Source organism: Frankia sp. ACN1ag, from assembly GCF_001414035.1.
Classification (GTDB): Bacteria; Actinomycetota; Actinomycetes; order Frankiales; family Frankiaceae; genus Frankia; species Frankia torreyi.
Map to the genome: position 1 here is coordinate 42,800 of NZ_LJPA01000032.1, position 24,966 is coordinate 67,765.

The 24,966-nt window shown below is 72.3% G+C and carries 17 protein-coding genes; 8 read left to right on the top strand and 9 right to left on the bottom strand.

What is annotated here, in order from left to right:
- Positions 1-39 precede the first annotated feature (39 nt).
- Positions 40-891, bottom strand: coding sequence for a hypothetical protein (locus UK82_RS24075; RefSeq protein ID WP_110431473.1), 852 nt, complete (start codon positions 889-891; stop codon positions 40-42).
- 205 nt (positions 892-1,096) lie between these two features.
- Positions 1,097-1,939 (bottom strand): membrane protein, encoded by an 843-nt coding sequence (locus UK82_RS24080; protein WP_044886359.1) that lies wholly within the window; start codon positions 1,937-1,939, stop codon positions 1,097-1,099.
- A 321-nt stretch (positions 1,940-2,260) separates the two neighbouring features.
- On the opposite strand from UK82_RS24080, the gene UK82_RS24085 reads away from it, so the two are divergent.
- Positions 2,261-3,910, top strand: a complete 1,650-nt coding sequence (locus UK82_RS24085) for a zinc metalloprotease HtpX (protein WP_044886358.1) — start codon at positions 2,261-2,263, stop codon at positions 3,908-3,910.
- A gap of 36 nt (positions 3,911-3,946) precedes the next feature.
- Here the strand turns inward: UK82_RS24085 and UK82_RS24090 are convergent, their stop codons facing one another.
- The 5 genes from UK82_RS24090 to UK82_RS24110 all read right to left on the bottom strand — a co-directional run bounded on the left by UK82_RS24090 (position 3,947) and on the right by UK82_RS24110 (position 9,689).
- Positions 3,947-5,560, bottom strand: a complete 1,614-nt coding sequence (locus UK82_RS24090) for a SulP family inorganic anion transporter (RefSeq protein WP_370657261.1) — start codon at positions 5,558-5,560, stop codon at positions 3,947-3,949.
- A 259-nt stretch (positions 5,561-5,819) separates the two neighbouring features.
- Positions 5,820-7,016 carry a malic enzyme-like protein gene (locus UK82_RS24095; RefSeq protein ID WP_236706375.1) on the bottom strand — a complete coding sequence of 399 codons (1,197 nt, stop codon included), beginning with the start codon at positions 7,014-7,016 and terminating at the stop codon, positions 5,820-5,822.
- A gap of 106 nt (positions 7,017-7,122) precedes the next feature.
- Complete coding sequence (locus UK82_RS24100) at positions 7,123-7,470, bottom strand: helix-turn-helix transcriptional regulator (protein WP_255354350.1); 348 nt, start codon at positions 7,468-7,470, stop codon at positions 7,123-7,125.
- 312 nt (positions 7,471-7,782) lie between these two features.
- A complete protein-coding gene (locus UK82_RS24105; protein ID WP_044886356.1) occupies positions 7,783-8,211 on the bottom strand; it encodes a nitroreductase/quinone reductase family protein in 429 nt (142 codons plus the stop codon).
- 338 nt (positions 8,212-8,549) lie between these two features.
- The gene (locus UK82_RS24110) at positions 8,550-9,689 is read right to left on the bottom strand and encodes an amidohydrolase family protein (protein WP_044886355.1); all 1,140 of its coding nucleotides are present in this window, start codon (positions 9,687-9,689) and stop codon (positions 8,550-8,552) included.
- A 374-nt stretch (positions 9,690-10,063) separates the two neighbouring features.
- On the opposite strand from UK82_RS24110, the gene UK82_RS24115 reads away from it, so the two are divergent.
- Positions 10,064-10,645, top strand: a complete 582-nt coding sequence (locus UK82_RS24115) for a hemerythrin domain-containing protein (RefSeq protein WP_055409489.1) — start codon at positions 10,064-10,066, stop codon at positions 10,643-10,645.
- Positions 10,646-10,700: 55 nt separating this feature from the next.
- On the opposite strand, the gene UK82_RS24120 is transcribed toward UK82_RS24115, so the two are convergent.
- Positions 10,701-11,840, bottom strand: a complete 1,140-nt coding sequence (locus tag UK82_RS24120) for an NAD-dependent epimerase/dehydratase family protein (protein ID WP_055409491.1) — start codon at positions 11,838-11,840, stop codon at positions 10,701-10,703.
- A gap of 63 nt (positions 11,841-11,903) precedes the next feature.
- Here UK82_RS24120 and UK82_RS24125 point away from each other — a divergent pair, with 63 nt between their 5' ends.
- Together UK82_RS24125 and UK82_RS24130 are read left to right on the top strand one after the other, a co-directional pair.
- The gene (locus UK82_RS24125; RefSeq protein ID WP_044886352.1) at positions 11,904-13,280 is read left to right on the top strand and encodes a M20/M25/M40 family metallo-hydrolase; all 1,377 of its coding nucleotides are present in this window, start codon (positions 11,904-11,906) and stop codon (positions 13,278-13,280) included.
- Between the two features lie 134 nt (positions 13,281-13,414).
- Positions 13,415-14,179, top strand: coding sequence for an SDR family NAD(P)-dependent oxidoreductase (locus UK82_RS24130; protein WP_044886398.1), 765 nt, complete (start codon positions 13,415-13,417; stop codon positions 14,177-14,179).
- Positions 14,180-14,192: 13 nt separating this feature from the next.
- Here the strand turns inward: UK82_RS24130 and UK82_RS34160 are convergent, their stop codons facing one another.
- A complete protein-coding gene (locus tag UK82_RS34160; protein WP_044886351.1) occupies positions 14,193-14,414 on the bottom strand; it encodes a hypothetical protein in 222 nt (73 codons plus the stop codon).
- Positions 14,415-14,759: 345 nt separating this feature from the next.
- On the opposite strand from UK82_RS34160, the gene UK82_RS24140 reads away from it, so the two are divergent.
- The 4 genes from UK82_RS24140 to UK82_RS24155 all read left to right on the top strand — a co-directional run bounded on the left by UK82_RS24140 (position 14,760) and on the right by UK82_RS24155 (position 24,645).
- Complete coding sequence (locus UK82_RS24140; RefSeq protein ID WP_277912948.1) at positions 14,760-15,515, top strand: GGDEF domain-containing protein; 756 nt, start codon at positions 14,760-14,762, stop codon at positions 15,513-15,515.
- Between the two features lie 726 nt (positions 15,516-16,241).
- Positions 16,242-18,269, top strand: a complete 2,028-nt coding sequence (locus tag UK82_RS24145; protein ID WP_055409493.1) for a hypothetical protein — start codon at positions 16,242-16,244, stop codon at positions 18,267-18,269.
- Complete coding sequence (locus tag UK82_RS24150; RefSeq protein WP_044886348.1) at positions 18,266-19,192, top strand: hypothetical protein; 927 nt, start codon at positions 18,266-18,268, stop codon at positions 19,190-19,192. The genes UK82_RS24145 and UK82_RS24150 overlap by 4 nt, the downstream gene beginning before the upstream one ends.
- Complete coding sequence (locus UK82_RS24155; RefSeq protein WP_044886347.1) at positions 19,189-24,645, top strand: DEAD/DEAH box helicase; 5,457 nt, start codon at positions 19,189-19,191, stop codon at positions 24,643-24,645. The genes UK82_RS24150 and UK82_RS24155 overlap by 4 nt, the downstream gene beginning before the upstream one ends.
- Positions 24,646-24,966: the final 321 nt, after the last annotated feature.

A 24,966-nucleotide genomic window follows, 5' to 3' on the forward strand; every position in this document is an offset into this window, starting at 1 on the left:
GCTGGGCAGGCGGGCGGCCGGGAATGCAGGCGGTCCGTTTCACCGCGCGGCGGTGCGGGCCTGCCGGCGGTATCCGTGGACGACCAGCAGGACGAGCGCGCCGAACAGGATCGCCGAGGCGCCGGCGGTGCCGTAGGCGAGGCCGCCCTTGGCCGTCGGCTTGGTGAGCAGATCGCCCAGGGTAGCGCCCATCGGGCGGGTCAGCACGAAGGCCGACCAGAACAGCAGCGTGGTCGGGAGGCGGCGGCTGTACCAGGCGACCGCGATGACCGCGAGCAGGGACCAGATCAGCGCCGCTCCGCCGGCATAACCGAGGCCCGAGCTGTCGGACAGGAAATCGCCCAGCGAGGTTCCCAGCGTGTTCGACAGCAGAATGGCGGTCCAGTAGAGCAGTTCGCCCCGGAAGGTAACGGGCCGGGTGATGTCGAAGGTGTGTCCGGAGCGCCACCAGGCCGCGAACAGCAGCAGGAGCAGGGCGAGCAGCATCGCCGCGCCGCGGGGATAGCCCAGGCCGAGGGTGCGGTTGGCGAAGTCCGACATGGTGGTCCCGGCCATGCTGGTCGCCAGGATGACCGTCCAGTAGAGCCCGGGATGCAGACGGTCGGCGCGGACCTGGGCCGTCAGGCTGGCGAGGAACAACGCGATGAAGATGATCGAACTGGCGGCGTAGCCGACCTTCATGGTCTGGGCCAGCAGATCGCCGCCGGTCTCGCCCAGGGTCGTCGCGATGATCTTCGTGATCCAGAACAGCAGGGTGACCTGGGGGATCTTGCTGGCCGCGGGCAGGGCTCGGGCGGCGGCGCCCGGCCGGCGCCGCTGCCCCGGGACCCCGGCGGGCGGGGCGCCGTCCGCCGGGGCGGGCGCCGCCGGCGCCGGATCCTCAGGACCCATCGCGGCACTCTCCGCCGCGCCGGGATCCGAGAACGTGCTCCGAGTGACTGTGCATGCACCCAAGGTAGGGGCCGCGGATGTGAAGAGCATGAAGCCGGACCGTCACAGACGCCGGAAAGTGCCTGCTTCGGCCGAGCATCCGGACGGCGCCACCCGGACCGGCCGGCGTCGCGACCGGCCGGTCCGTGCTATGAGTCGGTCCGTGCTACCAGTCGGTCCGTGGCTGCAGCGCGCGGTCCTGCGGGACCTCCGGTCGGGTGGGCTCCGGGATGACCGCGGGTGGGACCTCATGGCGCTGGATGTCGCGGCGGGTGACGGCGACGTAGGCGACGAGAGCCACGATCAGGACGGTGGCGATGGCGCTGACGACCCCGTCGCCGAGGCCGACCCCGGTGCGGTCGTGCGGCTTGCCGAGCCAGTCGGCGAACGAGGCGCCGAGCGGGCGGGTGACGATGTAGGCCAGCCAGAACGCGGCGACCTCGGACAGCCCGAACCGCCACCAGGCGATCGCCGGCAGGGCGATGATCACCGCGAACATGATGCCGGAGGGCAGGAAACCGAGGTGCAGCGTGCTCGCCGTCAGGTCCCCGAGGGCGGTGCCGAGCGCGAAGGTCGCGAGCACGGTGCACCAGTAGTAGGTCTCCCGGCGGCGGGTGACGATGCTGTGGATGGACAGCGTCCCCTCGCTGCGCTGCCACCGGTAGAACACCGCGGCCAGGACGATGGCATAGAAGATCGTCGTGCCGACGTGGCCGAGCGGCGGGCCGTCGGCGGCCATGGTGCCGAAGACGGCCAGCATCACCACGGCGAACCAGTAGATCGGCGCCTGGTAGCGCCGCGACCGGAACTGCAGCCAGAGCGCGGCGACGAAACCGAGCAGGCCGATCGCCGCCGCCAGCACCAGGTTCACCCCGGCGAGGAAGTCCGCGGTGGCCTCACCCATCCCGGTGGTGAGGATCTTGATGACCCAGAACAGGGCCGTGATCTCGGGGACCTTGGGCGCGAGGGGCTCACGGCCACGGATCCGGCGGTGGGACTTCGACCGCATCGAGTGCTCTTTCCGGGTGGGGGACAGGGGCTGGTCTGCCGCGGCGGAGCCGACGAGGGTACCGCCTGCAGAACATCACGCAGCGCGTGTGAGGAGCGTGTGAGAGCAACCCCCTCGTCGTCGCGCAGGGGCGCGACCCACCGGCGCGACCCACCGGCGCGACCCACCGGCGCGACCCACCGGCGCGACCCACCGGCGCGACGCGCGTCGCGCCGCCGGCTCGGTATGGGCAAAACGGGGTGCCCCGGTTCTTCCCGCCTTCTAGCATTGGGATCCGTTTCGGCCGTCCGGCCGTTCTCGGGGATTGGCGGGGACATTCTCGTGCGAGGTCATGTTCGGCGCCGACTGCTTGCCGTGCTCTGCGTTCTGGGCGGCGTCCTGGTCCTCGCCTGCTGGCTGGTGGCGGCCCTTTCGCCGGTGCCCTTCGGCTGGGCGGTGGCGGGCGGGGTGAGCGTCGTCGCCGTCCAGTATCTGGTCGCGCCGTGGGTCATCGCCTGGCTCGTTCCGGCAACGGAGCTCGCCCGCACGGCCGACGGTTACCGCAGCGACGAGCCGGTGGCCGCGATCGTCGCGCGGCAGTGCCAGGCGGCGGGCCTGCCCCTGGTCCGGCTCGGCATCGTCGACGACGGCGATCCGAACGCCTTCACCTTCGGCCGCACCCGCCGCGACAGCCGGGTGTGGATCTCCCGCGGGCTGCTGGACCGTCTCGACGACCGCGAGGTCGAGGCGGTCGTGGCGCACGAACTCGGCCACGTCGCGCACCGGGACGTGGCCGTGATGACCGTGGCCAGCCTCATCCCGATGGTCCTTTACTTCGCGACGGCCGGCGGGCGCGCCGCGAACGGGTCGGGCGGCAACGACGTCAACCGGCTGCTGGCCTTCGCCGCCTACCTCGTCGCGCAGCTCGCGCTGCTCGGTTTCGCCCGGGCGCGCGAGCTCGGCGCCGACCACGCCTCCTGCCGCGCCACCGGCGATGGCGACGCGCTGTGCTCCGCGCTGGTGCGCATCGCCTACGGCATCGACGAGGTGGGCCGCGAGCGGGCCGCGCGGATCGCCGCGCTGCGCGCCGACGACGAGAAGCGCCAGGCCCGCCGCCTCGCCCGTCGGGGGGCCCGGCTCCGGTCGACCGGCGCGCTGGGGATCGCCGGTCCGGGCGGCCTGCCCGCCGCCGGGCTGCTCGGCCCGGGACTGCCGCCCGAGCGCATCGCCGCGGCAATGCGCTGGGAGAACACCAGCCCGTGGGCCCGCTGGCAGGAACTGTTCGCCACCCATCCGCTCGTCGTGCACCGCATCGCCGCCCTCGAGCGCAGCGGCCTACCGGGCGCCCCGACGCGCTGGGGGGCGGTGCGCGTGGCCGCGGCGGCGCGGCCGGGGGAGCGGGCCGTGGCCCGCGGCCGGTTCCTGGTGGAACTCCCCATCTACCTGGTCGGCTGGGCGTGCCTGTTCGCCGCCTTCACCCTCTCCCAGCACAACCCGGACGTCGGCGGCCCGCGGACGGTCGCGGCGCTGGTCGCCGCCGGCGGGCTGCTGCTGGTCGTCCGCGCGGCGCTGCGCAGCCCGCTGGGCGCGCCCGAGCCCGTGGACGAGGCCGCGAGCCTGCTCGAACGCCTCGACGCCGGACCGGTCGGCGCCGTGCCCGTCAGTCTGCGGGGCCGGATCGTCGGGCGGGGCGGCTACGTGGCCTCCCCGGACTTCGTCCTCGCCGACGACAGCGGCCTCGTGCCGATCGTCTACCTCCAGCCGTTCCCCGGCGCGCGGACCTTCTTCGGGCTGACCGGGGCGGACGCCTTCGTGGACGAGGAGGTGCTGGTCACCGGCTGGTTCCTGCGCGCACCTGGCCCGTACGTCGAGCTGCGCTCGATCGTCGCGGCGTCGGGGCACACCGCCCGAAGCTGGCAGTTCGTCGCCCGCTACGCGCTGTCGTCGGCCGTGTTCCTCGCCGGCTGTGTCCTGCTCGCCACGAGCCTCTAGCCACCCGGCCGGAGTCCGCAACGACTCCCGAGATGATCAGGATTCGCTGGTGGGCACGAGCTCGAGGACGTGGAGGTGGTCGCGGGCGGCCCGGATCGCGGCGGGCGCGGAGTCGAACATCTGGCCCCGCCCGTGCAGGCGGTCGAGCAGTCCGATGGCGGCCAGCGGGCCGGTGTGCTCCGGGCGAAGACCGCAGAGGTAGACGGTGATACCGCGGTGTTCGAGCCGGTCGATGACGTTGCGCAGAACGGTCGCGCCGGTGCTGTCGATCGTGCTGACGCGGGAGAGCCGCAGGACGAGGACCCTGATGGGGGCGACCTCGGAGAGTTCGGACAGGAAACGGTGGGCGGCGGTGAAGACCATCGGCCCGTCGATGCGGTAGACGACGATGTGCTCGGCGAGCAGCGTGTACTCGGCCTCGTGATGGTCGTCGGGGTCGAGGGGCACCTCCTCGAGGCGGGCGCTGCGGGCGATCTGCCGCAGGGCCAGGGCGCCGGCGGCGGCGAGTCCGAGCAGGACGGCGACGACGAGGTCGAAGGCCAGGGTCGCACCGGCCGTGAGGACCAGCACGGCGGCGTCGGAGCGGGAGGCGCGGGCGAGGGCACGCACCGCGGAGATCTCGACCATCCGCAGGGCGGTCGCGAGGAGCACCCCGGCGAGCGCGGCGAGGGGGATGCGCGCGACGACCGGCGCGGCGACGAGCATGATCGCGGCAAGGGTCACGGCGTGGGTGAGGGCGGCGAGCCGGGAGGACGCGCCCGAGCGGACATTGACGGCGGTGCGGGCGATCGCTCCGGTGGCGGGCACCCCGCCGAACAGCGCAACGGCGAGGTTGGCCAGGCCCTGGCCGAACAGTTCACGGTCCGGGTCGTGCCGCTCTCCGACGGTCATCGCGTCGGCGACGCTGGCCGAGAGCAGGCTCTCCAACGCCGCCAGCGCGGCCACCGCCACGGCGGCGGAGGCCAGGGACGGCACCGCGGTGAGATCGAGGAACCCAAGGGAGGGACGGGGCAGGGTGGCGGGCAGCGCGCCGAGCGTTGCGACCTCCCCGCCGCCGACCGCGACCACGATCGTGGCGACGGCCACGGCGAGCAGCGAGAACGGAATCGTAGGCCACCGCCGGGAGCCGGCGAGCATGCTCACCGCGACCCCGGCCGCGATCGCGAGCGCGGTCCAGTCCGGGTGGTGGGCGAAGTCCACCACGGCCTCCCAGGCCACCAGGGCCACCTTGTCCCCGTCGCGCGCGTGGACCCCCAGGGCGGCCGGCACCTGCTGAAGAAAGATCACCGCGGCGATGCCGGCGGTGAAACCTTCCACGACCGGGACCGGGACGTAGCGCACGGCCCGTCCGGCGCGCAGGAACGCGAGCCCGAGCAGGAGGATCCCGGCCAGCAGCCCGACGGTCAGCACCCCGGCAGGGCCGTGCCGGTGCGCGATCGGGACCAGCACGACGGTCATCGCCCCGGTGGGACCGGACACCTGGAGGTTCGACCCGCCGAAGATCGCGGCGACGGCGCCCGCGACGATGGCGGTCGCCAGGCCGGCGGACGCCCCCAGGCCGGAGGCGACGCCGAAGCCCAGTGCCAGGGGCAACGCGACGACGGCGACGGTGAGCCCCGCGAGCAGGTCCCGGCCGGGCCGGCGCCGCATGCGCGCCACCTCGGCTCGCCCGGGCAACAGCCGCCGCAGCGACGCCCCCCGAGCCAGACCGACCGCGCGGCCGCGGGCCACGTGGGTGATCGAGCGTTCGGACCATCCGGTCGATCTCATGGCGTGGATCGACACCTCCCTCGTCGATGAGATGAGAAATTGAAAGATTCTTCATAACATGAAGCCGCGAAAGTCGTGGAAGCCGCGGAACTCCGACGCAGAGAATTCGACGCCGGGAAGCCGTGAAGAGGAGGACCTTCTACTCGGAGACGGACAGGGCGTGCAGGGCGGCCGCGGCGACGGCGGGAGTGAGCCGCGGGTGCTCCAGCGGCGGTAGCAGCCGGCCGGGCGGCGTCTGACCGACCAGCGCGTGCACGGCGGCGACCCGGGCCGAGAACGTGATCGGGCGACGGGCCGTCAGCGCCGCGCGCAGCAACCCGGGAAGCGCGTGCAGCGGCCGGGGACCCGACGTGGCGCGGGCCAGCGGCGGGGGCGCCTCCGGCCGGGTGCGCAGCACCGGAGCCTGCTCGGGCGGCGACGCCAGGCCGAGGAGATCCACGATCAGATCGAGCCGGCCGGCCAGGTCATGTAGCGGTTGGATGCCGTAGGCGACGGGGTCGTACAGGGTGAGGTCGTGGATGCCGGTGCCGACGAGCAGCCCGGCCAGATCCCCGCCCCGGCGCGGATCCACCAGGGCGATCCGCGCCCGCTCCGGCGCGATGCCCCGCCCGCGCAGATGCGTCAGGACCGCCGCCGCGGCCGCCACCGCGAGACCGTCGTTCACCGTGTCGAGCAGCAGATGGGGGGTCGGCTGCACCACCGCGGCGGAGCGCAGCGCGGCGCGGACGGCGTCGATGTGGCTGACGTGGGTGTGGACCAGCACCGTGGCGGCGAATCCGGGTGCGAGCATGCCGATCGCGAGGCCCAGGTCCGCGGCGTCCCGGGCGGCGATGGGCATCGGGATGACGTCGAGACCGGTCGCCCGGTGCAGGTGGGCCGCCTGGGATTCGACCGCTGGCAGGGCCGCCTCGGCAGCGAGCGGCTCGAAGTCCAGCACGGCGCTGGCGTCGGAGAGCAGCGCCACCCGGCGGGGTCGCCCGGTGAACCGGTCGGTGTGGGTCGGGTGGGTGGCGAGGTGGCGGATGACCCGCCGGTCGGCGTCGGCGTCGAGGAGGGCGAGGTCGTGCCCGGTGGTCATGGCGGTGGACAGGGACTGGGTGAGCTTGCCCGTCGACGCGACGACGAAGACCGGGTCCTCCACGCGCAGGAGATCCGCCCCGAGTCGCTCCCGCAGCGTCCGCATCAGCCAGCTCAGGGTCGACCCGCTGTCCGCGTCCAACGTGACCCGGCGGCCGCCCCCCGGATCCGGCTCGTCCGCATGGCAGAGCACCGGCCCCGGCGCCGCGGCGATCACCGTGTCGATGACGGGCCGCGCCCCGGACGGCACCCAGATCATCACGCTGAACGCGGCGTTCACCCCCGCCGCCCCCGCGGCTCCCGACACCGTCACGCCCGGCCCGCGAACATCGGCGCATGCCGCCGTGCCCCGGCGCATCCCGTTCTCACGACGCGCTCGCCTCGGCTTCCCGCAACTCGGCCAGCAGCCCCGCCTGTCCGGCCGCCATCTCCGTCAGGATCCGGCGCGCCGCCCGCATCAGCTCGGCCACGTCCCCACCGGCGAGCGCATACACCACCGTCGGACCTTCCCGCGTCGCCGTGACGATTCCCGACCTGCGCAGCACCGCGAGCTGCTGGGACAGGTTCGACGACTCCACCTCGATCGCCGCCAGCAGGTCCCGCACGGGCATCGGCCCGTCCTGCAACAGCTCCAGAACCCTGATGCGCACCGGATGACCCAGCATGCGAAAGAACTCCGCCTTCGCCTGGTACAACGGCACCCGCCCCGTCACCCGCCGCCCCTCTCGCACGTCCGTCTCGGTGGGCGGGGCTCATCTCCGGCTCGCCCGAGATGAGCATCTCGCTAGTTGCAGAATTTTTCAACTTCTGTGTCCCGGCGGCTGTCGCGGCCAGGGTGTCCCCGGCAGTGGTGACGGCGCAGGTCGGCGCAGGTCGGGTCTGGTGGAGATCGACGCAGGCCGGGGATCCGCCCGGACGCGTGGTGCGGTTGCGCGGAACACAACGTTCGGCGGAACACAACGTTCGGCGAGGCCGCGGCCGGGGGAACGCCCCCGGCGCGCGGTGTTCGAGACGTGACGGGATGATCAGGAGCCGGTGGGCAGGAGCTCGACGACGGGGATGAGGCGGGTCACGGCCGCCTGCAGCTCGGTGAACTGCGGGTAGCGGGCGGCCTGGCGGGCGTACATCTCGTCGCGCTTCGCGCCGTGCACCTCCGTGGCCGTGACCTGCAGCGTCCGGCCCTCGACCTCGATGGTCGCCTGCGGGTTCGCGCGCAGGTCGTGCAGCCAGCGCGGGTCCTCGTCGACGCCCGGGTTCACGGCGTAGACGAAGTACCGGTCGGCGTCGGCGTAGAAGTTCAGCGGGCTCACATGCGGCGTCCCGTCGGCCTCCGCGCCACTGATCAGCAGCAGCAGCGTGGCTCCCGTGTACTTTCCGGCGGGTCGGCCGCCATTGGCCCGGAACTCGTCGACGAAGTCGCTGATCTCCTGCGTGGTGAACATTTTCTGGCTCATCGGTTCGCCTTTTCTCCTGGTGCCGCGAACCGCGCGGGAGGGATCGGCCGCCGGGCCGGCAGCGCGCGTTCACCGGGCGCGGCGCGCGCGTTGCCGTCGCCGACGGGAGGAGTCGCAAGCCGATGGCGCTCGCCGCGCGGACAGACATCCGGGATACGTCCGGCCCTCGGCCCGCCGCGGTGGGACGTCCTTCACGCCGCCGACGTCAGAACCGTGGCCAGGGCCTTTGCGTGGGACCGGCCGGCGAACCGGCTGGGGAGTGGCCGGTCCCACGCCTCGGAGTGGTATGTGCGAACCGTCAGGAGGTGCGGGGGGATCTCAGGTGGTGCGGGGGGATCTCAGGTGGTGCGGGGGAAGTTGTAGAGCGTCCGCGCGTTGGTCTCGACCATGCGCAGGGCCTCGTCGTCGGGGACGTTGATCAGCGCCTCGGTGAGCAGCTTGCGGGTGTTCGGCCAGTTGCTGTCGGAGTGCGGGTAGTCGCTCTCGAACATGATGTTGTCGACGCCGATGCGGTGGCGCGCCTCGATGCCGGCCTCGTCGACGATGAAGCACCCGTAGATGTGGTCGCGGAACAGCTCGCTGGGCCGCACCTCGGTGTTGACGTCGTTGTACCAGCGGTGACGCTCCCACACGTAGTCGATGCGCTCGAGCATGTACGGCATCCAGCCGATGCCACCCTCGGACAGCGCGATCTTGATCTGCGGGAAGCGGTGGAAGACGGGGGAGAGCAGCAGCTCGGAGGTCGCCGACATGGAGTTCAGGCCGAACAGCGAGATCGCGACGGTGAAGTTGGTCGTGGCCGCCTCGGGGGAGCACTGCGGCGACCCGCCGGAGCCGAAGTGCAGGCAGATCGGCAGGCCGGTCTCACTGGCGGCGGTGAGCACCGGGTCCCAGTGGGTGGTGTGCCAGGACGGCAGGCCGAGGCGGTCGGGCAGCTCGGGGAAGGTGATGCTGCGCGCGCCCTTGGCGGCGGTCCGCCGGATCTCGGCGGCGGCGGCCTCGACGTCCCAGTAGGGCACCATCATCAGCGGGATCTGCCGGTCGGGCGCGGCGGCGCACCACTCGTCGAGGATGAAGTCGTTGTACGCGCGCACGGTCTCGGTGGCGAGCGCCAGGTCCTGCGAGGCGGCGAGCACGCTGCCGGCGAAGCCGGCGAAGTTCGGGAAGCAGAGCTGCGCGTGGATACCTTCCTCGTCCATGTCCCGCAGCCGATCGGCGATGCGGTAGCAGCCCGGTAACATGTCGTCGTAGCTGCGGGGGTCCAGACCGTAGTCCTTCGGGCTCTTGCCGGCGACCGCGTTGAGGGCGAAGTTGCCGGCGCGGCGGCCCTCGTAGATCCACCAGTCGTTGCCGTCCTCGGCGCGCTCGATGCGCGGGCAGACGTCCTGGTACTTCGCGGGCATGCGATCGAGCCAGACGCGTGGGTGCTCGATCACGTGATCGTCTACCGAGACGATCTGGGCGTTGGCGGGCAGCATGTGATCCTCCTAGGGGACAACGGCCGATCCGCTCCGTGGAGAAGTCCCGATCTTCTGACAAGTACGTCACATTTTCAGGAGCAGCGCAAGGGGCGGCCGACAACGTCAGAGCGAGCGAATCTGACGACCGCGTCGCAACACGACCGAGGTGGGAGGCCGGCGAGGACCGGCGGCGACGGCGGCGCGCTGCCCACGGGCCGGTCGGCGCAGGCGTGTTGTGCCCGCGGGAGCGGGTAGCGCTGACCCGTCGGCCCCGGCCGGGCCGGCCGCGGTGGTCGCCGGCCGGCGACCAGCCGGATGTCCCGGTTCATCCCGGAGGCGTCCCCATCGGACGACAACGGTCGGCTCATCCCGAAGCGAGACGGAGACCTGGCATGGCGATCAAGCTGGCGGAGCGGGAGCGCGCACAGGCGGCGACGCTGCCCGAGGACGACATCGTGGGAGTTCTGCTCGCGCAGCACGCGCGGATCCGCGACCTGTTCGCGGCGGTCGGTATGCAGCGTGGCGAGCCCCGCAGGAGGGCGTTCGGCGAGCTGCGGGCGCTGCTCGCCGTGCACGAGACGGGCGAGGAGATGGTGCTGCGGCCGGTGTCGCGCCGGTCGGCCGGCCCCGACGTCGTGCGGGCCCGCAACCACGAGGAGAAGCAGGCGGCGAAGGTGCTGGCCGCCCTCGAGAAGCTCGACGTCACCGGCCCGGACTTCGACCGCCAGCTCGCGGCGCTCGAGCAGGCGGTGTCGGATCACGCCGAGCGCGAGGAGCTCGAGGAGTTCCCGGCGGTGCGGGCGGCCACCAGCCAGGACGAGCGGCGCAAGCTCGGCCGGCAACTGCGCGCGGTCGAGAGCCTGGCGCCGACCCACCCCCACCCGAGCACGGTGGGCTCCCCCCTCGCCCAGTGGGCGGTCGGCCCGTTCGCGTCGCTGGTCGACCGGGCCCGCGACGCCCTGAGCCACAGGTAGACGCCCTGCGCCACAGGTAGTAACAGGTAGTAGCCGCACCGGTGGTCGGCGGGTCTCAGATCCGCCCTCCGCCGCGGCCGGACAGGGCGCGCCGCGCGCCGCGGGCGTGATCGAGCCAGCCGGCGGCGCCGCGCAGGACCGGGGTCTCGTCGCCCCGGCCCGTGCTGACGCCGACGAGCCATTCGCGCAGGACCGTGCTCGTGGCCACGGCGGGAACCCAGCCGAGCTCCCGGCGGGCCCGCCCCGTGTCCATGAGCGGGACGCCGCGGGCGAGGTCGATCCAGCCGGGGCTCACGGGCGCCAGCCGGGCCCGGTAGGCGGCGCCGACCGCGGCGCGCAGCAGCGCCGGCGGCAGGGGGATCCCGCGCCCGCCGAGCATGTCGGGCAGCGTCTCCGGCGTGATCGGCGGGTCCGCGGCGATGTTGTAGGCGCCGCGGGCCGCCGGGCTGGTGGCGGCGGCCGCGAAGGCGGCGGCGGCGTCGCGGGAGTGCACCACCTGGAACGTCAGCCCGCGCACGGCCGGGACGACCGGCAGCCGACCCTCGCCGGCGCCGAGGAGGCGCAGCAGGCCGAGCGGCGCCAGCGGGCCGAGGAAGTACCGGGCCTGCGACTGCGCCGCGGCGGCGGACAGCACGATCGCCGGGCGCAGGCGGGACACCCGGATCCCCGGATGATCGGCTTCGAGGCTGTCCAACAGGTGTTCCACGGCGACCTTCTGGACGCTGTACGGGGAGGTCTCGATCCCCGTAATCGGCCAGTTCTCGTCGACCGGCCGGTGGGACTCCCGGGGGTGGTAGGCGCCGACCGACGAGGCGTACACCAGCGCCGGCACCCCGGTGGCCAGCGCCGCCGCGAACACCCGTTCGCTCCCCGCGACGTTCGTGGCCTCGGTGCGGACCGTCGCCCGCTCAGGTTGGATCAGCCAGGCCAGGTGCACGACCGACGCGCAGCCGCGGAACGCCTTCTCCAGCTCGCCGAAGGCCCCGGGGCGCGCCACGTCGAGCGCCAGCCAGCGGACCTTGCCCCGCTGGACACCGGAGGACGGGCGACCGCGGGACGGGCGACCGCGGGACGGGGAACCGGGCGGCGGGCGGCGGGCGATCGCGACGACCTCCTCGACCCGCCGGTCGGCCGCCAGCTCGCGGACCAGGTGAAAACCGATGTTGCCGGACGCTCCGACGATGGCGATGCGCATCCTGTTCCCGTGCCCCGCCCGCGGCCATCAACCCGTGCCAGAACCTGTCCGTACGATCGCGTCGTGGCCGACGCTCTCGCTCAGCTCGATGACTACCTCACCGCCCGCCGTCCCGAGTTCGAGGATCGGCTCACCCGCCTCGTCGGGATTGCCGGCGTCAGCGCCGATCCCGCCCACCAGCCCGACATCGGGCGCACGGCCGACCTTGCCGCGACGCTGCTGACGGACGCCGGCCTCGCCGCCCGGATCGTGCCCACGTCCGGCAATCCCGTCGTCCACGGCGAGTACATCGCCGGTTCCGACTGCCCCACCGTCACGATCTACAACCATCTCGACGTCCAGCCCGCCGACCCGGCGCAGTGGGACACCGAGCCGTTCCGCCTGACCATCTCCGGGGACCGCTACGCCGGTCGCGGCAGCACCGACGACAAGGGCCCCGCGCTCACCGCGCTGCAGGCCGCCCAGTTCGCCATCGCCCAGGAGCTGCCGGTCAACATCGCCTTCGTCTGGGAGCTGGAGGAGGAGATCGGCAGCCCCCATTTCGAGGCCTTCGTCCGCCAGGAGCTGCCGCGGCTGGCCACCGACTCCGTCCTCGTCTCCGACACGGTCTGGATCGCCGCCGGCCGGCCCGCCATCGACTACGGCCTGCGCGGCCTGGTCACCTTCGAGGTGACCATCGAGACCGGCACCAACGACACCCACTCCGGCCTCACCGGCGGGCCGGCCCGCAACCCGCTGGCCGAACTCGCCCAGATCGTGGCGGAGTGCCTCGACCCGGTGACCGGGCGCGTGCTCATCCCCGGCTTCACCGACGCCGCCGCGCCGGTGACCGACGAGGAGATCGACAGCTTCGTCGCGTCCGGCTTCGACGTCGCCACCTTCATGGCGATGCACGGGCTGACCTCGCTGCGCACCACCGACGTCCGCTCCGTCCTGGCGCGGATCATGGGCGAGCCGACGTTCGAGGTACACGGCTTCACCGGCGGCTACACCGGCCCGGGAGTGAAGACCGTGATCCCGCCGCGCGCCGGCGTCAAGCTCAGCTCCCGCATCGTTCCCCATCAGGACCCCCATGCCGTGTTCGAGCTGGTCCGCGACTTCATCCAGCGCCGCCATCCGGACGCCCAGGTCGAGCTCGAGGCCGCCCTGCCCGCCTACCTCGGCCCCCGCACCGGCCCGCACGCCGACGCCGCCCGCGCGGCCGTCGAGTACGCCTTCGGCGTCACCCCCGCGTTCGTCCGCGAGGGCGGCTCGATCGGTGCCGTGCTCACCATGGACCGCTACCTGAAGGCCCCCGTGATCCTGCTCGGCCTCAGCCTGCCCAGCCACGGCTATCACGCGCCGAACGAGCACTACGACTGGACCCAGGCCGCCGGCGGCACCAAGATGTTCGCCCACTACTTCGCCCACCTGGCCGCGGGCGGGCGCGAGGGCCGCTGATCCGCCGCGTGCGGGTAGGCGCGGAGTAGCGTCCAGAGGAAACGTCCGGGATGTGTCGCTGGCCGGGCTGTGCGTCGGACCAGGCGGCCGCGTTGACCGGACGACCGGTGTGGACGGACGCGGGAGGCGGCTTCATGGCAGCGGTCAGGCTTGACGCGCGGCGCATAGTGATCACGGGCGGGGCCAGCGGGATGGGCGCGGGGCTCGTGCAGACGCTGCCCGGTCTCGGCGCGCAGGTCGTCTCCCTCGACATCACCGTCGATCCCGGCGAGCAGATCGCCGCGCAGGCCGGCGCCCGCTTCGTCCCCTGCGACGTCACGGACCCCGAATCGGTCGACACCGCCTTCGCGAAGGCGGTCGCCCACCTCGGCGGCCTGGACGTCCTCATCCACGCCGCCGGCATCGCCCCCGCCGCACCGGCCGCCGAGCTCTCCCTCGACCACTGGAACAAGATCCTCGCGGTCAACGCCACCGGCACCCTGCTCACCAACCAGGCTGCGTTCGCCCACCTGCACGAGCACGGCGGCCAGATCATCAACTTCGCCTCCGCCGCCGGCGTGCTCGGCTACCCGAACAAGGCCGCCTACGCCGCCAGCAAGGGTGCCGTCGTCGCGTGGACCCGCACCGTGGCGGTCGAGTGGGCCAAGCAGGGCATCACCGTGAACGCGGTCGCCCCCGCGATCGTGACGCCGATGTACGAGCGGACCCGCGCCTCGATGACCGCCGAGCAGCTCGCCGCGCACGACGCCGACCTGGCGCGCAGCATCCCGATCGGCGGGAAGCTCGGCGACGTCCAGCGCGACTTCGTCCCCGTCCTCGCCTTCCTCGCCAGCGACGGCGCCCGCTTCATGACCGGCCAGATCTTCCCGGTCGACGGCGGCACCCTGATGATGCGCTGACGCCCCGACAAGCTCAGATGCGGGCACCTTTGTCCTGAGCGCGTTTCCTGAGCGCGCCGGACAGCACCGCGGCGACGTACTCCGGATCGTCGACCCGGTACCTGCCGCCGCCGGTGCGGCCGAGGAAGCGCAGCTTGCGGCTGCTCGCGACGAGCCGTCCCGGCGTCTCGCGGGGACCGCTGGCGAGCTGGCGGGTGGCAGCAACTGACGCCGACCGGCCCTCCGTTCTCCCCACGTGAATCGGGCGCGACGCGGATCGGGGTGGGGTTTGCCGCCGCGGGCGACGGCAATCTCGGGGAGAGCGCGGGCGATCGGGACAGGAGCGTCGCCGGTGACAGGTCAGGGCCGCCCGACGGTGACGCGGTCGCGGCCTGCCCGCAGGGTCGGCCCTGGGCCGCCGAGCGACCGGGACCGGCCGGCGAGGGGAGTGGTCGAACGGCCACGAGGACGAGGACGCGAGCGAGNGTGGCAACGCATCCGCGTTCCGACAGTGCTGTCACGGCGCGTGACACCGTCATCGGGCTTGCCGTCATCGGGCTCGCCGCCGTCGAGGTCGGCGCCGTCGAGGTCAGCGCTGGCGGTGCCGTTCGCCAACGGCCGCGACGGCCACCCGATCGGCCTGCTCCTGGCCGGCCTGAGCGACCGGCTCGCGCTCGACGGCGACTACCGTGACTTCGTCGCCCTGGTCGCCGGCCAGATCTCGACCGCCGTCGTGTCGGCGCGCGGCTTCGAGGCGGCGCGGGCGGCGCGCGCCCGCCGCCGCGCGCTGCGCGACGGGCTCACCGGCCTGCCGAACCGAGTGTCGTTCCTCGACCGGCTTGGCCGGGCCCTCGCCCGGGCCGAGGCAGGCGGATGGCAGGACCGGGTCGGGCTGCTCTTCGTCGACCTCGACGGCTTCAAGGCCGTTAACGATTTGGCCGGCCATCAGGCTGGCGACCTGGTGCTGCGTGAGGTGGCGACGCGGTTGCGGCGGGCCGTGCGCCCCGGCGACACCGTCGCCCGGCTCGCCGGCGACGAGTTCGCCGTGCTGTGCGAGGGGATCACCTCGGCTGAGTCCGTGCTGGGGATCGCCGACCGCATCGTCGAAACCGCCGCCGTGCGCGCGCCGTCGGACGGCCCCCCGGTCACCTCGAGCATCGGCGTGGCGGTGTCCGCCCCGGGGTTGACCGACCCCCGCGCGATCCTGCACGCCGCCGACATCGCCATGTACGCGGCGAAGCGGCGGGGACGCAATTGTCGCGTCCTGTTCGACGAGTCCCTGCGCACCCCGGCCACCCGCCGCAGGCCCCGCCTCGCGGCGCCAGAGCGTGAGACGGGTCGGCTCCGGCAACGCTAGGCCGGCCGGCTCCGCTGCCATCGTTTGCGGGGCGCTCGCGAGATAGCCTCCGCACTTCTCGGTCGCGAAAGTGATGACCCGGACCGTCCACGGAATCTCGTCGAGTTCCCGCAGGGATGGCTCATCAACGAGACCGGGAATCTGGGTGACCAGTTCGCGGGATCGCTTGGGCGGGTGATTGAAAAAGTATCGGGACGGGTGGTCACGTTCCCGTCGAGAGCTCCTTCCCGCCGGATACTCTCCGCCGATGAATCCGTCGTCGACAAGGGACGCACGGAAACGGTGTAGGCGGAAACCTGCGCACCTGTGCGGCGCCACGGCACCTGGGGTCTGGGGGTGTGCCGTCGGCGTCGGGGCGGAGGACATGCCATGAGACCAGTCGGTGCGGCGGGGCTCCGTGCCGCCGCGGAGACGATCCACCGGCACCCCCGCGGAGACGATCCGTCTGGGTGGGCATGGCCGGGGTGGGTTGTCGACGCCGGCGTCTCACGACGGCGGGACGCGGCATCGGGTTCCGGNCCGGCCGGCCGGAAACGTGGACCTGTGACCGGGGAGCCCGGTCAGGGCTGTCCGANGAGGCATGAACGGCAATGGAACGTACGAGGAATATGATGAGAGGTGATGGTCGGACTGGTTGGGGTCGGCCGTTGCGCGGCGGTGCATGTCACCTGCCCGGCTTCGGGTGCCGGTGCGTGGCTGATGTCCCGGGGGAGGAAGAGGCCGTAGATGGACCCGTATCAGTGGTGGCAGGACCGGCTTGCGGAGGAATTCTTCGGACCGAGCGCGGCCGGCCGGCCGGTCGTCCTCTATGTCGACAACGACAAGGCGAAGGCGCTGCGCGGACCGGACGGTCCGGATCTCGTCGAAGCCGTCCAGGCGCGGCTCGACTGGTATCACCGGTACGACATCTTCGACGGCATCTTCCGTACCGTGTCGGCCTGGAAACGGGGAACGCGCGTGCAGCCGCCGCCCTGCCTGCCGCTCCTCGCCGTCTGCGTGCTCGCCGGCACCCTGATGCGTCGCGAGGGCCGGGTATGGTCCAGCAACTACTACCAGCGGCTCGTCGAATGTCTGCCCATGCCGCGCAGCACCGAGCAGGAGAGCCTGCGGCGGCTGCGGATGAGCTATGAGCAGATCCCCGCTCACTGGGAGATCCTCGGCGGGTGGATGCGCGAGCAGGACGGCGCGCGGGGCATCGTCACCTTTCCCGACGTCGGGCGCCGCAAAGGCAGCCAGTCGTGGATCGTGCTCGCGCTGTCCCAGGCCATCGTCCGGGAACGTGACCTGCCGGAACTGGAGCGTTTCTTCCGTTCACCGCTCGGGCGGTCCGCGGTGGCGGCGGCGCCGGCGGAACTCGTTTCGGCCCTGCGTCGCTGGGAGGGACTCGACACGGGGCGACTCTCCCCTCCGCTGCAGGAAGCGCTCGCCACCGCCCGATCGGACCGGGACGAGATTCTGGGCGGGATCCTCGCGGCGGTGGCGGGCTCGTCGCACCGGCCGACGATCCCGGTCCAGGTACCCGGCCAGGCCATGGAGGCGGGACGGCTCGGGCTGGTCCTGCAACCGAAATTCGTCGACGCCGACTGGGGGAACTGGGAGGCCGGCTGGCATGCACCGATCGTCGACGGTGTCGACGGCGACGCGCTGACCGGCGCCGGTTGGAGTCTCACCGTGCGCGCCGAGCCCGGTTTGACCTCCTACACCCTCACCGGCGATCTGCCTGCGGTGGAGACGGCGCTGGTACGGGGCCTGACGGCGACCGGCACCCGGCTGCGTATCGCCCAACGCCCTCGCGACCTGCTGGTCGCAGCCGAGGACGACGCGGCCGGCGCATGGGTCGCCGGCGACGCGGTCGACACCGACGAGCCGCTGCTGTTCGTCGTGCGCGACGATCGGCTCGGCGCCGTGGTGGACGCGGTGCGCGCCGCGGTGGGCGACGTCGACCCTGAGCAGGGCCCGTTCCCGGGTTGGCATGTGCTGCGGGACGTGCTGTTTACCGACGCTGCGGCGGCGACTGCCGTGTTCGATCGGCTTGGGATCGGTGTGGCGGTGCGGGCCTCGCCGCGGCTGCGACTGGTCGGCGGGCTGCGGATCGGCCGGGAGAGTGGCGAGGGCGCGCGAGGGTCTCGCTACCTCCTCGAGGGTCCCCCCGACGTTGCGCTGCCCGCGGGGTTCGACACCGCGGCCCCGGTCCTGCTCAACGGGCGACGCCTACGCCCCCCGCCGACCGGCCGAGTCATCCGGCTCCGGTCGCTCGGTCTCGCCGAGGGCACTTACACCGTGCAAGCGGGCGGGTTCACCCGGCGGTTCACGCTGCACCCGCCGCAGTGTCCGACCACCGCCGGCGACATCGAGGGGTTGCCCGCCGGCTCGGGCCGGTCGCTGACGGTTCCGCACGGAGCGAAGGTGTACTTCCTCCACGTTGACGGGCACGTGACCCCCGTCGGAGAACCGGCCGCGCCCCGGTGGTGGACGCGGCGGGGCACCACCCTGCGGGCCTTCAGCTACCGAGTCATCCCGCCGCGGGAGGCGGTGTGGCTGGCGGCGGCCGGATCGAGCACGATCGTCCGCCAGCTACGTGACGACTCCCCGAACATCGGCCGCCTCACGGCCGCCGACGCGCAGGCATGGGCGCACTTCGTGCTCTCGAGCCAGGCCGGCCAGCCGCACGAGCAGGCCTGGCGGCGCTACCAGCAGGCCGTCCTCAACCATCGAAGCATGATCACTCACGAGGTTGGCTGGAAGACACGGTGACGTTCGATCCGGATGTTCTTCTCGCCTGGTTGGCAGATCGCCAAGGCGGGTCGCTTGCCTCCCTGTACCGGACCATCGCCTGGTACGCGGGCGACCGGGTCGACCCGACGGACCTCACCCGCGCGCGCCGGCTGGTTCTGACCATGAACGAACTGGGTGTTCTCGCGGTCGACTGGCGTCAACGCCAATGGGAGGCACAGCCTTCGGGGCTGGCCACACTCCCCGGTCGCGAGAGCGTCGCCCTGTTTACGGGAGTGGTCCGCGAGGCGCAGCTCGAGGCCGCTATGGGGGCGGGCGTACGGGTTGTCGTCCACCGCAACGACAGCCGGGGCCAGCTTCCCATGCCGTCCACCTGGTGGCTGGTCTATGAGGACGACCAGCGGCTGTCTGCGGCGGCGGCCCGTGGCGGCCTGCCCCTTGAGCCCGACGCGGCGGTCCGGCGCAGCGCGACCCTGCGTGCGGTGGAACCGGGGAGGCCGGCGGAGCCACCGGGGCGCCAGGGACCGCCGATGGCCCGTTGGAACCGCCGGACGATGACCTTCCAGGCTGCCGACCGCCGTCACCTCGGCGACGGCCTCTACCAGCGGGAGACCTACGGCACAGCCAAGGAATACCTCCTCTGCCGCGGCGACCGGTGGTTCTGGACCACTCCGGCCGAAGGCAGGTATCTCGTGGGCGGCGAAACGAGCCAACCACTGCGCTGGGAGTTCGAGGAAGGGAAGGGCGACGGCGCGGTCGGAGTGCTGTCCGTCGACAGCGGGATGCCGCTGCCGCTCGCGCACCGGCGGATCGCCGTGTTGTGCACAGGGCTTCCGCCCGTCCTCGACCGGACACCTGGCCAGGTGATGTACGACGGTGTGCCGCGCAACGTCGCCGATCGCATCGCGACATCACTGTCCTCGACGCTGAAGGTGTGTGCATGAACGGCGGCCGGTCCGGGCTCGATGTCTACGGCACGTTCGACGCGCTGCGCAGCGCCTACCTGCGTTACTACGACACGCCGTTCGGTCTGGCCGACGACCGGCTGGCGAGCGAGCGGCGGGCCCTGCTCGACCGGCCCGGCGGCATCTACACCGAGCCGCTCATCGAGCTGCGGCCCGAATATGTGACGACCGGCTGCTCTCCGGCGGAGTCGGGCCGTCGGGTCGGCGCGCCGCCGGAACTCGCCGAATTCGCCGCCTGCGGCCTGCTGCCGCCGGGCCGCAGCCTCTACATCCACCAGGAACAGGCGCTGGCGGCCGGGCTTGAACCGGGCCGGAACATGGTCATCACCGCTGGTACCGGGTCCGGGAAGACGGAGTCCTTCCTGCTGCCGGTGATCGCGAGCCTGCTGGCCGAGTCGCGGGCCTGGACCGGCGGCTCGATGCCGCTGGTGCCCTGGTGGCGGACGTCGGGGCCGTTCGAGGCTCAGCGACAGGGCGAGACCGGCCGCCCGGCGGCGGTGCGCACCCTCGTGCTCTACCCGATGAACGCCCTCGTCGACGACCAGCTGGTGCGGCTGCGGCGGGCGCTCGACAGCGACGAGGCCCGCGGCTGGCTGGACCGCCACCGCGGCGGCCACCGGCTCTTCTTCGGCCGCTACACCGGCGCCACCCCCGTCACCGGCGAGCCCGGCGAGAATCGGCAGCTCTCCGAGCTGCGGGGATATCTGCGCGCCACCGAGCGACGCGCCCGGCAGGCCTGGCGCACCGGCGGTGACGCCCGCCACTTCGTCCCCCGGCTCGACGGGGCCGAGATGCGTTCCCGCTGGGACATGGCGGCGGCGCCGCCGGACATCCTCATCACCAACTACTCGATGCTCAACATCATGCTGGGCCGGGCACGGGACCAGAACTTCTTCGACACGACCCGGGACTGGCTCGCCCGGAAACCCGAAAACTGCTTCACCCTGGTCGTCGACGAGCTGCACCTCTACCGCGGCACCGCCGGCACCGAGGTCGCCTACCTGCTGCGCAACCTCCGACATCGGCTGGGGATCGCCGGCCGGCCGGAGAAACTGCGGATCCTCGCCGCATCGGCCTCCCTGGACCCGCAACGGGACCGCCGCTTCCTTTCCGAGTTCTTCGCCGTCGACGCGGACAGCTTCGACTTCGTCGCCGGAAGGGTAATCAACCCATCACGGAGAACCATCGACCTCAGCGGCGCCGCCGCCGAGCTCGGCGCCGCCGCCGGTCCGGCCGATCTCACCCCGCCGGACGCGTCCCAGTTGCTCGGACGCACCGGCGCCCCAGACGCGTTGCGCGCCGCGTTGCAGGACCCGGACCACGGTGGGTCGGTGACCCGCACAGCATCCGATCTCGCCGCCCGTCTGTTTCCCGCTGTGGCCGTACCGGAGCGCCAGACGGCGCTACGGGGCCTGCTCGGAACACTGCGCACGGCTGGCGCCGCCGATGGGGCCGACGCCCTGCCGAAGATCCGCGCGCACCTGTTCTTCCGCAATGTCAGCGGCATCTGGGCATGCACCGACCCAGCCTGCTCCGCCGTCGACGACCCGGACGACCCGGCTGGCCTGGTCGACGCGGCCCCCGTTGCGAACGGCGGGCGGGCACGCACCGTCGGCCGGCTCTACGCCCAACCGCGGGACCGGTGTCACTGCGGCGGTCGCGTGCTCGAACTCGTCTTCTGCCAGAGCTGCGGAGACGTCATGCTCGGCGGGTTCACCGTCGCGGCCGAGACCGAGCGAGCCACCTTCCGTGGCGAGCTGTTCCCGGACGTTCCCGAGCTCACGCGGCTGCCAGAGCAGGCTGCCGTCGACCGCACGGCGGCGAACTACATCGTCTACTGGCCCTCCACGCAGCCGCAGCAGGCCGACGACGACGCCTCCTGGAAGCGCGGCGAGCTGACCTTCACCTTCCGGCGTAGTGAGCTTGACCCGACCACCGGCCGGTTGAGTAACGGGGAGCACGGCTTCACCGGCTGGAGCTTCCATGTCTCGGCGAAGCGAGGGACGGGCGTCGACCGCGGCACGATCCCGCCGTTTCCCACCCGCTGCCCCGCCTGCGGCGCCGACTGGGAGATCATGTACAGGAAGGGTGCGTCTCGAGCGCGTCCGCTCGCGCCCACCGACCCGCTGCGCTACCGGTCGCCGCTGCGACTGATGCGCACCGGCTTCGAGAAGATCAACCAGGTGCTCGTCACCGAGCTGGCCGGCCAGCTCGACCAACGGGAACGCAAGGTTCTGCTGTTCTCGGACAGCCGGCAGGACGCCGCCAAGATGGCCGCGGGCGTCGGGCTGCGCCACTACCAGGACCTGGTCCGGCTGCTCCTCGTCGAGATCCTCGGGGAGGACGACGGTGCCGCAGTCGACATCGAGGCCGCTCGCCGGTGGACCCAGGGCGCAAAGACACCGGAGAACAAGGCGGCCTACGACCGCTTGAGCCAGCGTTTCGGCGTCACCTTCCAGACGCTGGTCTTCGCGTGGATCAGCGGCGACGAGTCGGTGACGGCGGCGGTGGAGTCCCAGCTCGTCGAGCCTCCGACGTTGCGGTCGCTGGTTCCGAAAATCCAGCAGCGGCTTGTCCGCATGGGGGTGAATCCCGCTGGGCCGCAGCCGTCCCGGCAGAAGTACGGCGACGACGAATGGCACGAGTTCTACGAGTGGTCGGGAGCGGTTCCCGCCGTCCGCGGGACGCTCACCGACTCGCAGCGCTCTGGTCTGGAAGGCGCCGAGGCCGACCTGTTGGAAAACGTGATCGAGAACCTGCTCTCCGGCGCGGGCCGTGACTTCGAGTCGCTCGGCCTCGGCTGGCTGGACATGCGGCCGGGAGCCCGCCGACTCACCCTCGATCCCACCGACCCCACAGCGATCGCCCGCGCCAGCATCCGCATCCTCGCGGAGCTGCGTCGCTTTGTCGGATACCGGGACGAGGGCTCGCGCCCGCCTGGACGGCTGCGGGCCTTCTGGCGCGCGGTCGGCCAGGCACACGGCCTCGACGCCGGCGAGGTCGAGGCACGAGCGGAACACGGCTGGGACAAGGCGGTCCGCGGCTACCTCGTCGATCCGAAGGAGGTCGTGGTGCGACGCCCGGCCGAGGCGGCCTGGACCTGTCCGGGCTGCCGCCGCCAGCATCTGCATCCGGGCAGCCTCGTCTGCACGCAGTGCCGAACCGGGCTGCAGGAGGCGAGCAGCCCGCCCAGGGACTCCGGCGAGGATTACTACGGGTGGAAGGCGTCGACCGGGCGCGGCCGGTTCCGGTTGGCCTGCGCGGAGTTGACCGGCCAGACCGGCCGCACCGAACGCCAGCGCCGCCAGGCGATCTTCCAGGACGTGTTCCTCGATGACGAGATCCCGCTGGCCGAGGGGCTCGATCTGCTGTCCGTCACGACGACGATGGAGGCCGGCGTGGACATCGGGGCGCTGGCCAGCGTCGCGATGGCGAACATGCCGCCCACCCGTTACAACTATCAGCAGCGCGTCGGACGGGCCGGGCGGCGTGGCTCGCCGGTCGCCGTCGCGTTGACCGTCTGCCGCGGCCGCAGCCACGACGAGCACTACTTCCAGAACCCGACGGCGATCACCAACGATCCGACACCTGCGCCGTACCTGGCGATGGGCCAACGGGAGATCTTCGAGCGCTCGCTGAGCGCGACCATCCTCCGCGAGGCGTTCCGCGACCTCCCCGACGATCTGCGGGTGGACGGTCGGCAGCCGAACGTCCATGGAGAGTACGGCACGATCGACGAATGGGCGTCACGCAGCGGGCACATCCGGCGCTGGTTGGCGGCGAACACCGACGCGGTCGCGGCGGCCTTCCACGCCCTGTCGGCCCACGCGGCTGTCCCGACGACGGTCGACGAGGCGATCGACGGCGTCCGGCGGCTGCCCGACGCGATCGACGAGGTGGCCGCGCGCGTGGTCGGCCACGAGGCGCTGAGCCAGCGGCTCGCCGAATCCGGCTGGCTGCCGATGTTCGGGTTCCCCACGCAGGTCCGGCTGCTGCACCTGTCCAGGCCGACGAGGTCGTTCCCGTGGCCGCCCGACGACGTCGTCGATCGTGACCTGTCGATCGCACTGTCCCAGTTCGCCCCTGGCAGCGAGATCGTCCGGGACGGATGGGTGCACACGGTGGTCGGCGTGACCAGCTTCCAACCGTCATACCGTGGAGTCTCGCCGCTGCCGGAGCCACTCGTCCAGCAGCGTCATCTCGGCCTGTGCATGGACTGCAACCATGTCGACGAGCTGGTGGACATCGACGCTGTGGCCCTCTGTCCGGCGTGCGGCCGGGGCGGCTACCGGGTGGTGCAGGTCCGCCAGCCGCTGGGATTCCGTGCCGGGGCGGCCCGCGACTTCGACGGCGCGTTCACGTGGTCGCCGCGCCGGATCGTCGCCCGGGTCACCAGCGACCTCGACCGGCTGCGGGAGGAGACGACACAGCAGAACCTCGTCGCCCTGTCCGGCCAGGGAGATCGTTACATCGTCAACGACAACCTGGGACGGATGTTCACCTTCGCCCGCGCGGGCCATGACTGGGGTGGATATCTGGAAACCACGGTGGTCGACCACCTCGACGACCCGCGGATCCGGGTGCCCAGGGGGGAGGTCACTCGGGCGGCGCTCGGTGCCGTCCTGCACACCGATCTGTTCTTCCTCGGCTCGTACACGCCCACGCCGCCGGCGGGGGGACTGCGGCTCAACCTGCGCAGAGTGGCGCCGCGGGTCGCGGCGGACCTCACCCATGGTCTGCGGACAGCCTGGTACTCGCTGGCGTTCCTGCTGCGCAGCGCCGCTGCGGAGCACCTCGACATCCAACCGCAGGAGATCATCGCCGGCATTCACTCCGCGGCCCGCGGCGGCGAACAGACCTTCTACGCCTTCCTCGCGGACACCCTGGAGAACGGGGCGGGCTTCAGCTCCCACCTGGGCGAGGCGGACGAGCTCGGCCGATTCCTCGACACCGTGCAGCGGTACCTGGCTGTCCTGGAGCGCGCCGGCCACGCGGACGACTGCATGTCGTCCTGCTATCAGTGCCTGCGCGACTACACGAACATGGCCTACCACCCGCTCCTCGACTGGCGGATCGCCCGCGACCTTCTCGGCGTGCTCCGCCACGGCCTGCTCACCCCGGGGCCCGACCGCGCGGAACGCGCGCTCGCCGGCTGGCTGAAGGCCCAACCGGCCATGCGAGAGGTCGCCACACCGGCGCCGTCCTGCCTCGTCGCGAGCGGGCCACGGCAGGCGGCCCTGGTGGTCAAACACCCGCTGGAGGCGTTCGACCAGGCGGTGGCCAGCCCTCGCATCGCGAAGACCGTCGACGTGCTCGCCGCCGAGGGCATCGAGCCGGATCGTGTCGTCGTCGCCGACTTCCACACCATGGAAGCAAGCCCGATGCTGGTCAAGGAGGCCCTCGCGACCGTTCTCGCGTCCGGATGTCCATAGCTGGGCGAATCCTCATGCGACCGAGCGAGGCGAGCACGGAGGGCACCGTCACGCATGCGACGGGACCACATGGGGCCCGGTTACACGGCCAGGCCGACTCCGATCCCTGACGTCCGCCCACTGGTGGAGCTGCAGCCCAGGTGTAGTGGCCGATCCGGGGACGCTCACCAGCGCACCGACGTCGCAGCCGGCGGCGCAGGTCGTCGAGGACCTCGTCGGACACGTGGATCGGGGTCTGCGCGAGCGGGAACGATCCGGTCGACACGGGTGGCGTCCTGCTGCATNTCATGGGCCTTGCGGCTCCGGCCGGCGTCGCGGGGC